Here is a 12,521-nt window from a genome sequence, read left to right as displayed (position 1 = left end):
GCGTAAAGCCTTGTTTCTGACAGCCTTACTTTTTCGGCGTCCGTGACGCCTGCTGTTTCGCTTTGATAAAGAATCCGAGCCACATGAACAGGATAAAGGCAAAAGCGGCCAGCAGAGCCAGCAGACCGTTTCCGTAGGCGATGGCTCCGGCGACCCCGACTAAAGCGGCGACAACCAAAACGGCCAGAATAGCGAGAAAAACATTCATCATAATGAGCACCTCCACCAACAATCATAATCGGAGAAAGAAAAAAGTACAACGGACGTGTATCCGATTCAACCAAGAAATAATTTTTCAAAGAAATATGATAGTTTGACAAAAAGGCTTCCTCTGTGAGAAAATAATTTGCATGTGTATTTTACGGAATAAATTATTTAATTATAATCAGTCATTGGAAATAAATGAGGAGAGTTAAAAGAAATGACAAAACGCAGGGAAGAATTGAGAAATATTGCGATTATCGCACACGTCGACCATGGCAAAACAACGCTTGTCGACAAGTTGCTGATGCAGTCGGGGACGTTCCGCAAAAATCAGCAGATCCATGAACGGGCGATGGATTCAAACGCAATCGAAAGGGAACGCGGCATCACAATACTGGCGAAGAATACGAGTCTGACTTACAAGGACCATACGATAAATATTGTCGATACCCCGGGTCATGCCGATTTCGGAGGAGAAGTCGAGCGGATCATGAAAATGGTCGACGGCGTGCTGCTGCTGGTCGACGCTTTCGAAGGCTGTATGCCTCAGACGAGATTCGTTCTCAAAAAGGCTCTGGAGGAACATCTGAAACCGATCGTTGTTGTGAATAAGATTGACAAACCGATGGCAAGGCCCCGCGAAGTTGTGGATGAAGTGATCGATCTATTCATCGATCTGGGTGCCGATGAAAGCCAGCTGGAATTCCCGGTAGTCTATACTTCGGCAGTTAACGGCGTTGCGGGCACCGATCCCGACCATGTCGATCAGGATATGAGCGTTGTTCTTGATATGATTCTGCGGGATGTACCCGCTCCGGTCGACAATCGCGACGAGGGTCTGCAGTTTCAGGTAACGATGCTCGATTATAACGATTACGTTGGCCGCATCGGCATCGGGCGGATCTATCGCGGCAAAATCAAGGTCGGCGAGGAAGCGGCGCTGGTTAAAAACGGCGGAAAAAGCGTTGAAAAATTCCGGATTACAAAGCTTTTCGGATTCCATGCGCTTAAAAGAACCGAAATTAAAGAGGCTGCCTCCGGGGACATCATCGCGATCACGGGAGTCTCCGATATTGATATCGGCGATACGATTAATGATGTTGATAAAATTGAACCGCTTGCTCCGCTCAGAATTGATGAACCGACGCTGAAGATGACTTTCCTTCCGAACACGAGTCCCTTTGCCGGACAGGAAGGCAACTATGTCACAAGCAGAAAGATTGAAGATCGTCTGATGGCGGAAATGGAACGCGACGTCAGTCTGAAAGTGGAACTTAATTCCGATTCGCATGATTCATGGATCGTTTCGGGACGCGGCGAACTTCACCTTTCGATCCTAATCGAAACCATGCGCCGTGAAGGCTTTGAGCTTTCCGTTTCGAAGCCGAGCGTCATCACCCGGGAAGTTGACGGCAAACTCTGCGAGCCTTATGAGTCTGTTCAGATCGACGTGCCTGAGGAATACGTCGGGGCTGTCATTGAATCGATGGGGACACGGAAGGCTGAACTCAAGGACATGAGACAGGAGCAGCCCGGACAGACACGGCTGGTATTTATGATCCCTTCCCGCGGACTGATCGGCTATAACCGGCAGTTCATGGCCGACACGCGCGGTTACGGAATTCTGAATCATTCCTTCGATCACTTTGCTCCGTTTATTAAGGAGGAGATCGGCGGACGCAGGAACGGCGTGCTGATTTCTATGGACCAGGGACAGACGACGGCTTACTCTCTGGCGGCTCTTGAAGACCGCGGCGAGATGTTTGTCGGGCCGGGCGTCAGTGTCTATGAAGGGATGATTGTCGGCGAGCACAACCGTGAAGATGATCTGACCGTCAACGTGACCAAAGCCAAGCATGCCTCGAATGTCCGGTCGTCAAACAAGGATCAGACCGTGACCTTAAAAGAAGCAAGAAAAATGTCTCTTGAGGATTCGCTGTCTTATCTGAATGAGGATGAATACTGCGAGATCACGCCGAAGAGCGTCAGGATGCGTAAAAAAATCCTGAATAAAGGCGAGCGCGAGCGCTTTGAGAGACGAGGCAGCAAGATTCCGAAATTTAACGGCTGATGCCGATTGATTATGAAAAAACGTCTGCAGTTTTTCTGCAGACGTTTTTTCATGGTTAAAGCGTGCATTTCAAAGAAAGTCATATCGGCATTTTTCCGGCCGTCATCCGCGCCGCCGCTCACGCCGCGAAAGGATTTTTACCGTTCTTTGCTGCTTTTTTTCCCTTTTGCAGGCAAATGAAGGGTGAATTTGCCTGTCGCCCAGCGTGCTCTTGTCCGTTCGCCGATTCGTTTCGAACAATCTTCGCACATAAAAGTATGAATAGGCCGGTTTCTCAGACGTTTGGCGACTGCCGACTGATCATCGAGCTGGCAGATTTTTCCGCACAAAACGCATTTGACCCGCATATCTCACAACCCCCTTTGTCCTACCTATCAAGTATAGCAGGTTTTCATCTTTTTTATGAGAAAGATGCAGGCAGGGTCCGGCCGGCCGACTGATCATCCCTGTCCGCAGGGCTTAGGGATTAATGCGACATGGAAAAAAGTTCTTTACTGTTACTATAAGTTAATCATAACAATGGGTAACCGGATGGTTCAGCAGGCGATCTGCCCAGTGCTGATACCGTGCCCGATCCTCTGTTTAACGGATTCCGCTTGCATCAGGCGAGTCTGCAGCTCTTTTGCCTGAATTAAATAGTTCAATGAAGCAGTATAGTTTCTTATGGACAGTGAATGCTTGGCTGATTGTTGCGAGGAAGTCTCTTATATCGCAGATGATTAAGAAAGTGGCCCAAACTTATAAAACATAATATAGGCATACTTTTTTATCTTTCGTTGTTCTCATATTCAGTGGCCAGTATGCGGGCTTCTTAATTGCAATTATTTTACTGACCTTTGGCGAAGTGTTTGCGTTTCCGGCGATACCGGCCATAATCCGTTCAATGGCGCCAATGGGGCAAAAAGGATCCTATCAAAGCTTTGTGACTATATCATCCACCGACGGAAGAGCGATCGGACCAGTAATAGGAGGGGCTATCGCTAAACAGATGTCCAACGCTTATCTCTATATTGTGATCATTATTTTGCTGGGAGTATCCGCATTCATATTTCACTGCCTGTTAAAACATGTTGGCTGTTATTGATCGGCGAAGGTATGCACATGAAACATTGCCAGAATTAGCTGGTAGGATAACCGCAAATTCCGATATTTCAGATTAGAAAGCTGATCCTAATTGAATTTATCTGAACCAGGAATATATTTTAAGTAGCACTGTACGACATTTTGTTTAGCATTACATTATATTGGGTATCTTAAGCTCATTTTCCTGCTGGGCCGTCAGCCGATGAACGGTTTTTCCTGAGGCCGTCAATCTTTCGCAAGAAGGAGAGCGTTTCCGCGATCAATAACTTCCCTAACAATTTGATAGATCAGGTGCAACAGAATCGGAATCGGGCGCGGCGACCGATAAATCCGGTGCGGCGACCGATAAACTGCTGTGAGCGAGAAAAGAAGCGAAAGCCGGCCGCAAGCCACCCCTGTAACGACGCGGAAAATCGCGAAAGACGCCCCGACCGAAACCCCGTGCATAGCGACCGAAAACCGCCCCGCCCCGACCGAAACCCCGTGCATAGCGACCGAAAACCGCCCGGCTATGACCGATAGACTGCGGCAGTGGGTGGATCCATCAATTGATGCTTTGACCGTTACTGCCGATATTCTGCTATCTACTAATGATATTTTGCATTTTTCCTGTTGATGAGTGGCGTTTTACTGATATCCGGCATTTTCCGGCAATTTTCATCACGATTCACAGGCATTCGTGCGGGCCGGAGAAAAAGATCGGACCCATGCACCGCCTGTCCGTGCCGGATAGCCTTCTTTTTCAGCGGAATCAAGCTCCATCCGCATGAACGTTCAAAAAAATAGACTGCCATCCGTGCCAAACGATCGCTTTTCGGAGAATTAATGGTGTTTCCGCGCCGCTCATTCGGGCACGGAAGAGGCTCCGGAGAGGGTGTTTTGTCTCATTTTACCGTTTATAGAAAGAGTATCCTTTGCTTTTTAATGCATTTTCCCTATCCCGTGATTATTCTTGCAATTTCAAGATAGGGAATGTAAGATTAAACATAGATGTTGAATGAGACAGGGGGGATCAGATTGTCCACCGGAATGGCCATAGGTGAACGTGAAAAAGCCCATGAACTGCTGAAAGCCGATGCGCAGAAAATTTTGCAGCTTATTGGGGTGCAGATGGAGAATTTGACAATGCCCCAGTGTCCGCTTTATGAAGAAGTGCTGGATACGCAAATGTTCGGCTTATCACGCGAAATTGATTTCGCGGTTCGTTTGGGTCTCATTCGTGCCGATGAAGGAAGAGAGCTGCTTGGTTCTCTTGAGCAGCAGGTTTCCGCTCTGCATGAGGCATCGACACACAAATAAATTAATCGCTCAAACTTGTACTCGTTACATTCTGTAAGGGGTTGGTTTGGGCTTTTTTTGCACTAGCAGCCTATTTTTGATCGGAAAGGAAGACCGATCGTCAGACGTGTCCTGTCTGGGCTTCCCATTCGGTTTGCGGCATCGCCCTGAATGCTCACGCCTTATCCGCGCATTGACATGATTCCGGTTTTAAAGGGTGATCTCGGTGCCCCGCGGAGAAATGAATTAAACAGGTGACTTGCATGATTAAGAAACTATTTCGCTACTACGATTATTCTTTGCTTGTTGTGATGCTCCTCCTTGTCGGTTTCGGGCTGATCATGGTATACAGCGCCGGCAGTGTGTGGGCGGATCTTGTCCTTAAGAAACCTTCGGATTATTTTTTTGTCAGACAGTTTGTATGGTGCCTGATAGCCGTTCCGGTAGGAATTTTCGGTATGCTGTTCCCTTATCAGGCTTATCGGTCTTTCGTGAAACCTTTGATTATTGTTTCGCTTGTTTTGCTTGTTCTGCTGTATTTTGCCGGTAAAACCGTAAACAGCGCTCAGTCGTGGTTCAGCGTCGGTACGGTAAGCTTTGAACCGGCGGAAATCGTGAAAATTACTTTGATCTTTTATCTGGCTTCTGTTTACTCGAATAAGCAGAAATCCATTTCCGATTTTAAGACATCCGTGCTCCCCCCGCTTATTATTGTCATGGTATTCTTTATTCTGGTTGCCTTGCAGCCGGATCTGGGGACGGCTCTGATTCTTATTTTTATTTCCGCGGTCATGGTATTGTGTTCCGGCTTAAAAATCAGGCATCTCTTTTTTCTGGCTGTTTCCACGGGCGGGTTTATCAGCCTGATGTTTGTTAAATTTCTGTTTAATTATCAGACCCAGAGATTTCAGGCCGCCTATGATCCGTTTTCAGTTGCGAGCACAACCGGTCGCCAGCTGATCAACTCCTACGTTGCCATTGCGGCCGGCGGTCTGACGGGCCGCGGATTAGGAAACAGCATTGAAAAGACGGGATTTTTACCGGAACCGCAAACGGATTTTATCATTGCCATCATTGGCGAGGAACTGGGGCTGCTCGGTATCCTTTTTGTTATACTATGCATCGCCTATCTGGTCTTTAAGGGATTTGTGACGGCGATCCGCTGCAAGGATGTCTTCGGCAGCCTGTTGGCGATCGGTATTTCCAGCATGCTGGCGATCCAGACATTTATTAATCTCGGTGCTGCGACAGGGCTCATTCCTATTACCGGCGTCACGCTGCCCTTTATAAGTTACGGCGGCTCATCATTGCTGATTATGATTTTTTCAATCTGTGTTTTGATAAACATATCTGCTTTTGTCAATATGAGGAGATCAAGCGTTACAACAGAAAGGGAGAAAGAGAATGTCACAACGCTCTATTAAAAAGCTGCTTGTTGCCAACAGGGGTGAAATTGCCATTCGTGTATGCAGAGCATGCACTGAACTCGGCATCCGTACGGTCGCCATCTATTCGAAAGAAGATATCGGCTCCTATCATCGCTATAAAGCCGACGAGTCCTATCTGGTCGGCGAGGGGAAAAAGCCGACCGAAGCTTATCTTGATATCGAGAACATTATCGAGATTGCCAAAGCTCACGGCGTTGACGCCATCCATCCGGGTTATGGTTTTCTGTCGGAAAATGCGGACTTTGCCAGGCGATGCGAAGAGGAAGGGATTCTTTTTGTCGGCCCGAAGCCTGAACATCTGGTGACCTTCGGGAACAAATCGACGGCACGGGCGGCGGCGGAGCGCGCAGGAATCACGGTGATCCCGGGTACCGGGGGGCCGGTAAATTCCGTAGACGATGTCAGGCGTTTTGCCGCGGCGCACGGTTTTCCGATCATCATCAAGGCCGTGCTCGGCGGCGGCGGACGCGGCATGCGCATTGTCCGCAGTAATGAAAGCCTGGAGGAAGCGTTTGTGCGGGCCAAGTCCGAGGCCAAACAGACTTTCGGCAAAGAGGACGTCTATGTTGAACAGTACCTCGACGATCCCCGTCACGTCGAGGTTCAGGTCATCGCCGATCAGTCGGGAGAAACGGTGCATCTTTTCGAAAGAGACTGTTCCGTTCAGCGGCGCCATCAGAAAGTCGTTGAAGTTGCGCCGAGCCGGGGGCTGGGCGATAAACTGCGCCACGATATCTGTGAGGCAGCAGTCCGGCTGATGAAGAGCGTGAACTATCTGAATGCCGGGACTGTGGAATTTCTCATTGTTCCTTCCGGTAAATTTTATTTTATTGAAGTCAATCCGCGCGTTCAGGTTGAACACACGGTAACGGAGCTGATTACGGGGATTGATATTGTTCAATCGCAAATACTGATTGCTGAGGGATACGGCCTGCACGAAGATCCGGTCCTGATTCCCGAGCAGAAAGATATTCATACAAACGGTTATGCCATTCAGTGCCGAGTGACGACGGAAGATCCAAGCAATAATTTTATGCCGGATACGGGGAAAATCGTTGCCTACCGCAGCGGCGGAGGGTTCGGCGTGCGCCTCGATGCAGGAAATGCGTTCACCGGTTCCGTGATCACGCCGTACTATGATTCTCTCCTGGTCAAGCTCTCTACTTCGGGAAGGACGTTTAAGAGTGCCGCGGCCAAGATGCTGCGCAACCTTAAGGAATTCCGCATCAGGGGCCTGAAGACCAACATTCCTTTTCTGGTCAATGTGGTCCAGCATCCGGATTTTCTTTCCGGACGTGTCACGACAACGTTTATTGACACGACACCCGAGCTGTTCGTATTTGAAAAAAGCCGCGACCGCGGAACGAAAATGCTGACCTATATCGGCAACGTGACGATTAATGGATATCCGGGGATTCCCAAAAATAAAAAACCGGTGTTCGACGTTCCGCCTCTTCCAGATGTAAAGCTTTCCGATGCCTTTCCGAGAGGAACGAAGCAGATTCTTGAGGAAAAGGGAGCCCGTGGCGTTTCGGAATGGATTAAAGCGCAGCAGCATGTCCTGCTTACGGACACTACATTCCGCGATGCGCATCAAAGCCTGCTCGCCACGCGCGTCAGAAGCAGGGATATTGTCCGCATCGCGGCACAAACGGCGCATCTGCTGCCCCATCTGTTTTCGGAAGAAGCGTGGGGCGGCGCGACGTTCGATACGGCCTACAGATTTCTGAGAGAAGATCCATGGGCAAGGCTGCGCGAAATCCGCAGAAGAATGCCGAATATTCTTCTTCAGATGCTGCTCCGCGGGTCCAATGCCGTCGGCTATAAAAATTATCCGGACAATCTGATTAGAGAATTTGTCAAAGAGGCCGCTGCAGAAGGCGTCGATGTTTTCCGTGTCTTCGACAGTCTCAACTGGCTGGAGGGTATGCGGGTTTCGCTGGATGCGGTGATTGAAAGCGGGAAAATTGCCGAAGCTACCCTCTGTTACACAGGGGACATTCTCGATGGTTCGCGAACAAAATATAATCTGGATTATTATAAAAAACTGGCGAAGGAAATGGAAAATGCCGGAGCACATATTCTCGGCATTAAAGATATGGCCGGCCTGCTGAAGCCCGAAGCCGCCTACCGGCTCATCTCGACGCTGAAAGATACGCTGACGATTCCCGTTCATCTTCACACGCACGACACAAGCGGAAACGGCGTTTATACGTACGCCCGCGCGGTGGAAGCAGGTGTCGATATTATCGACGTCGCGGTTGAGGCCGTGGCGGGCACTACGTCGCAGCCGAGCGTCAATGCGCTTTATTATGCCATCGGCGAAAGCGAGCGGCGTCCGCAGGTTGATATCGGCGCTCTGGAGTCGCTCAGCCACTACTGGGAGAAAGTGCGCCGTTACTATTTTCCGTTTGAAAGCGGCATGAAGACATCTAATGCCGAGATATACAGGCTGGAGATGCCGGGGGGCCAGTACAGCAATCTTCGTCAGCAGGCGATCGCCGTCGGGCTCGGCACACGCTTTGAAGAAGTTAAAGATATGTATCGCCGGGTCAACCTTTTATTCGGAGACATCGTGAAAGTGACCCCTTCTTCAAAAGTGGTCGGAGACATGACTCTTTATATGGTGCAAAATGATCTGACTGAGGACGATATTTTTGAAAAAGGCGAGACGCTGGATTTTCCCGATTCGGTCGTTAACTTTTTTATGGGCGAAATCGGCCAGCCCTATCAGGGTTTTCCGAAAGAGTTGCAGAGTATTATCCTGAAAGGCAGAAAACCGTTGAACGACCGTCCGGGCAAGCATCTGGAACCGGTAGATTTTAATGATATCCGGACAATGCTTGAAGAAAAGTTTGAGCGCGACTTTAATAAAAGTGAAGTGCTGTCGTACGCGCTCTATCCGAAGGTATATATTGATTATCTGCATTTCTGTGAGACTTACGGCCGGCTTGCCGTCCTCAGCACGCCGACGTTCTTCTACGGGCTCCGCCTCGGCGAAGAGGTTGCTGTCGAAATCGAAGAGGGAAAGACGCTGATCGTGAAATTGATCTCGGTCGGCCAGCCGCATAAGGACGGAACGCGAACCATTTATTTTGAACTCAACGGCCAGCCCCGCGAAGTCTCGATTAAAGACATGAACATCCAGTCGACGGAAGTCGTTCATTCGAAAGCCGATAAAAATAATCCGATGCAGATCGGGGCTTCGATGCCCGGCACGGTCATCAAGGTGCTCGTTTCTTCCGGCGAACGTGTAAAGAAGGGCGATCATTTGCTGGTCACTGAAGCGATGAAAATGGAAACGACCGTTCAGGCACCGAGCGACGGTATCATTAAGAAGCTTTATGTGGGTGAAAATGATGTTATTGAGACGGGCGACCTGATGATCGAGCTGACGGATTAAAGCGGCAAGAAGCGCTGAATAATTAAAAAAGGAGAGGAGCGTACGCTCCTCTCCTTTTTCGGCATTCAACATAAAGTAATGCAGCAGCTGCTGCGGGTCATCGGTGTTCCGGTCCGCCGGTTTTCCTCAGACTGAGCATCAGCAGAATCATCAGTAATCCGAAGAAGCAGGTGACAAACAGGGAATGCAGAATTAAAGAATAGAGTGCCATATGCGACTTAATAATGATGATTCCGGAAACAGACTGAAGAAGGACGAAAATGAGCGATAGAAACAGAGTGACGGACAGGCTGGGAACGTTTTTATAGCGTTTTAAGCAGACAACCAGCGTAACGATCAGCCAGAGCAGAATAATGAACGCCAAAACGCGGTGCAGATACTGGACACCCGCTTTGCTGACGAGCGGCTGCGGGAACAAGCGCCCGTTGATGAGCGGAAAGTCCGTGCTTCCGAGAGTGGATCCCGTATGGCGGACGAAGGCGCCCGAGTAGATCAGAATGTAGGAATAAATGCTCAGCAGAATAAAGTTCCAGCGCATGCCGTGGTGAATCGGCGGCGCGATCCGGCGGGCGTGCGGCCCTGTTCCCTCAAAAACAATAAAAGCGATCAGCAGCATGCTGGCGAACGAAAGCAGCGAGATGCCGAAATGGAGAGCCAGGACGGGACCGGATTGTCCCCAGACGACTGCGGCCGCCCCGAGAAATGCCTGAAGAAAAATAAAGAAGACGGAGGCGATCGCCAGAAACTTTGTTTCTCTCACATGTTTCAGCCGGATCCAGATCCAGACGGCCTGAACGACAGTTAAAATTGATGCTATTCCGGAGACGATCCGGTGGCTGAACTCAATCCACGTCTGCTGTTTATCCGCGGTCGGAATCACCTGTCCGTTGCAGAGCGGCCAGTTGTTTCCGCACCCGTAAGCCGATCCGGTATTCGTCACGAGAGCGCCCATCAGTATGACAATTAAAACGGACAGTACACCTGCGATGCTCATAATTCTCAAGTAGCGGTCTTTCATATGTATCCTCCTGTTTTCCTATGCTTCGGCAGCATATAAAGGCATGATTCATAAAGCTTTTTACAGTTATATTCTAACAGATCCGGGATCAATTGCGAGAATGTCGGCCTTTATTTTGTACGAGCATTGTCGGCTCATCGCAACGGATAAGTGATTAATATCATTGTACTTTATTGAAGACAAAGCGGCGGCCTTCATTTATAATAAAACTGGGCGTGAATTATTCAGAACGGATTGCAGATAAAAGGTAAGTTTCCATTTACATTTAAACGATATGAAATCGGGAGCTCCGGTACGCGGCAATTGCCGTACCGGATAGGGACCGGATGAAGTGCCGGCTATTTCTTGGAAGGAAGGTCTGAAAATGAATAAAACGATTGTATCCGGACAAACATTTGAAAAGAAAGAGACGCTTGAGTCTGCCGACGCCGTCGGCATGACGTTTAAAGATGTTTTGACAACGGTAAAAATGGGAATTGTCAATTCAAACCTGATTACCGTTTTTACGGGTGTCTGGCTTGCGCTCTATTTCACTCAGCAGCCTATCTCCTCTTTTATTTTCCCGGTTCTTTTTGTTCTTGTCGGAACCGGGCTGATTATCGCGGGCGGATGTTCTTTGAACAATTATATTGACCGTGATATTGATCAATTAATGGAAAGAACGCAGGAGCGCCCCTCGGCGACAGGCAGGTTTGAAGGAAAGAAAGTCTTGACGATGGGAATCATTCTATCGTTTGCCGGGCTTGCGGCGCTTTTCGCAGCTTCCCAGACGTCTGCCTTGTTCGGCCTGATCGGCTTGATCGTTTATGTTATTATTTATACCCTGTGGCTGAAACGGACGCATTCGATCAATACAATTGTCGGGAGCATTGCCGGGGCTGTGCCGCCGATTATCGGCTGGGCGGCCATTGATCCTTCGCTTAATTCGCCCGTTCCCTGGCTGCTGTTCATGATCATGTTTCTCTGGCAGCCTCCCCATTTTCTTGCCCTGGCGATTAAGCGTGTCGAAGAATACCGGCGTGCGGGCATTCCGATGCTGCCGGTCGTGGCCGGATTCGGGATAACGAAGCGTCAGATGATTATCTACGTTGCCGTCCTTGTTCCGGTTTCTCTGCTTCTTTATTCGCTCGGTGCCGTTTATACAGCGGCCGCGGTGATTCTGGGCTTTGGCTGGCTGGCTCTTTCTGTGTACGGACTATATACGAAAGACACGGTAAAATGGTCGAGAATCATGTTTGTCGCCTCGCTGAACTACATGACGCTTCTGTTCCTGGCGATGATCGTTTCAACGTTTTTATAATTGCCGGCAGCCGAAGATAACAAAATACGAAGAGAGGGGCGCCGGCCGGCGTCCTTTTTTTGTTGTACCGAATTGTACGGCTGGACAGAAACGCCGCGTGCTGCGGGACCCGCCCATCTGTGCCGGGGATCCGGCGAAGCCGTGCTTTCTAATTTCTTTTCCGGGACAATAGACTAGTAAGTGAATGTTCGGGAAGGAGAGTGGAAACAAATGGCGGTTATCAGAAAAATGACGGCAGCGGATACCGAGGCATTTCTGCGCTTCAACCGCATATTGGGCGACGAGGCGAAATATATGCCTTTTGCAGGGAATGAGTGCCCAAACGCTGCTGCGCCAATGCATAAACGTCTGAAAGAAACAGAAAAATCGGTGCACAGCGCATGGTTTGCAGCCGAACATGACGGACAATTGATCGGTTTTACGGCTGTATTGGGCGACGGAAGGGAACAGATCCGTCACCGGGCGCGGACGGTGACAGCCGTCCTTCAGGCGTGGAGGCGGTTGGGCTACGGCAGGCTTCTGCTTGAAAAAGCCGAAAGCTGGGCAAAAGAAAATGATATTTTCCGACTGGAACTGACCGTTATGTCGGTCAACCGTCCGGGCATGCTGCTGTATGGGACGGCCGGCTATCAAGTGGAGGGGACACGCAAAGCGGCGGTTGTTCTGGACGGGAAACGCGTGGATGAATTTTATATGGCCAAGCTTCTCCAATGATC

Annotated in this window: 9 protein-coding genes and 1 pseudogene; 7 read left to right on the top strand and 3 right to left on the bottom strand. The window is 49.5% G+C overall.

The features are described 5' to 3' along the window. Positions 1–25: 25 nt before the first annotated feature. Positions 26–211, bottom strand: a complete 186-nt coding sequence (locus Q6A92_RS07125; protein WP_274397559.1) for a hypothetical protein — start codon at positions 209–211, stop codon at positions 26–28. Positions 212–421: 210 nt separating this feature from the next. Here Q6A92_RS07125 and typA point away from each other — a divergent pair, with 210 nt between their 5' ends. Next, a complete protein-coding gene (typA, locus tag Q6A92_RS07120; protein WP_274397558.1) occupies positions 422–2,275 on the top strand; it encodes a translational GTPase TypA in 1,854 nt (617 codons plus the stop codon). A 137-nt stretch (positions 2,276–2,412) separates the two neighbouring features. Here the strand turns inward: typA and Q6A92_RS07115 are convergent, their stop codons facing one another. Continuing rightward, positions 2,413–2,622, bottom strand: a complete 210-nt coding sequence (locus tag Q6A92_RS07115) for a YlaI family protein (RefSeq protein ID WP_332237486.1) — start codon at positions 2,620–2,622, stop codon at positions 2,413–2,415. Between the two features lie 431 nt (positions 2,623–3,053). Between Q6A92_RS07115 and Q6A92_RS20260 the strand changes: the two are divergent. From Q6A92_RS20260 to pyc, 4 genes and pseudogenes are all read left to right on the top strand, one after another. After that, positions 3,054–3,359, top strand: a pseudogene (locus tag Q6A92_RS20260) (MFS transporter); the annotation flags it as partial. Between the two features lie 1,028 nt (positions 3,360–4,387). Next, complete coding sequence (locus tag Q6A92_RS07110) at positions 4,388–4,657, top strand: DUF1507 family protein (protein ID WP_443029700.1); 270 nt, start codon at positions 4,388–4,390, stop codon at positions 4,655–4,657. A 242-nt stretch (positions 4,658–4,899) separates the two neighbouring features. Further along, positions 4,900–6,060, top strand: a complete 1,161-nt coding sequence (locus Q6A92_RS07105) for an FtsW/RodA/SpoVE family cell cycle protein (protein WP_274397554.1) — start codon at positions 4,900–4,902, stop codon at positions 6,058–6,060. Then, complete coding sequence (pyc, locus tag Q6A92_RS07100; protein ID WP_274397553.1) at positions 6,041–9,487, top strand: pyruvate carboxylase; 3,447 nt, start codon at positions 6,041–6,043, stop codon at positions 9,485–9,487. Before Q6A92_RS07105 ends, pyc begins: the two co-directional genes overlap by 20 nt. Positions 9,488–9,584: 97 nt before the next feature. Here pyc and Q6A92_RS07095 read toward each other — a convergent pair whose 3' ends face one another. Continuing rightward, positions 9,585–10,505, bottom strand: coding sequence for a COX15/CtaA family protein (locus Q6A92_RS07095; protein ID WP_274397552.1), 921 nt, complete (start codon positions 10,503–10,505; stop codon positions 9,585–9,587). Positions 10,506–10,869: 364 nt separating this feature from the next. Here Q6A92_RS07095 and cyoE point away from each other — a divergent pair, with 364 nt between their 5' ends. Together cyoE and Q6A92_RS07085 are read left to right on the top strand one after the other, a co-directional pair. Beyond that, on the top strand, positions 10,870–11,805 hold the full coding sequence (gene cyoE / locus Q6A92_RS07090; protein ID WP_274397551.1) for a heme o synthase: 936 nt from the start codon (positions 10,870–10,872) through the stop codon (positions 11,803–11,805). Positions 11,806–12,015: 210 nt separating this feature from the next. After that, positions 12,016–12,519 carry a GNAT family N-acetyltransferase gene (locus Q6A92_RS07085; protein ID WP_274397550.1) on the top strand — a complete coding sequence of 168 codons (504 nt, stop codon included), beginning with the start codon at positions 12,016–12,018 and terminating at the stop codon, positions 12,517–12,519. Positions 12,520–12,521 lie beyond the last annotated feature (2 nt).

The sequence above is a fragment of the Sporolactobacillus sp. KGMB 08714 genome, from assembly GCF_036598985.1.
Classification (GTDB): domain Bacteria; phylum Bacillota; class Bacilli; order Bacillales; family Sporolactobacillaceae; genus Sporolactobacillus.
This window is presented reverse-complemented; position numbering and strand designations above follow the sequence as displayed.

What these genes read in the sequence shown, in the direction of transcription:
- Q6A92_RS07125 (WP_274397559.1), bottom strand. Translation starts at nt 211, where the DNA reads ATGATGAATGTTTTTCTCGCTATTCTGGCCGTTTTGGTTGTCGCCGCT.
- typA (WP_274397558.1), top strand. Translation starts at nt 422, where the DNA reads ATGACAAAACGCAGGGAAGAATTGAGAAATATTGCGATTATCGCACAC.
- Q6A92_RS07115 (WP_332237486.1), bottom strand. Translation starts at nt 2,622, where the DNA reads ATGCGGGTCAAATGCGTTTTGTGCGGAAAAATCTGCCAGCTCGATGAT.
- Q6A92_RS07110 (WP_443029700.1), top strand. Translation starts at nt 4,388, where the DNA reads ATGGCCATAGGTGAACGTGAAAAAGCCCATGAACTGCTGAAAGCCGAT.
- Q6A92_RS07105 (WP_274397554.1), top strand. Translation starts at nt 4,900, where the DNA reads ATGATTAAGAAACTATTTCGCTACTACGATTATTCTTTGCTTGTTGTG.
- pyc (WP_274397553.1), top strand. Translation starts at nt 6,041, where the DNA reads ATGTCACAACGCTCTATTAAAAAGCTGCTTGTTGCCAACAGGGGTGAA.
- Q6A92_RS07095 (WP_274397552.1), bottom strand. Translation starts at nt 10,505, where the DNA reads ATGAAAGACCGCTACTTGAGAATTATGAGCATCGCAGGTGTACTGTCC.
- cyoE (WP_274397551.1), top strand. Translation starts at nt 10,870, where the DNA reads ATGAATAAAACGATTGTATCCGGACAAACATTTGAAAAGAAAGAGACG.
- Q6A92_RS07085 (WP_274397550.1), top strand. Translation starts at nt 12,016, where the DNA reads ATGGCGGTTATCAGAAAAATGACGGCAGCGGATACCGAGGCATTTCTG.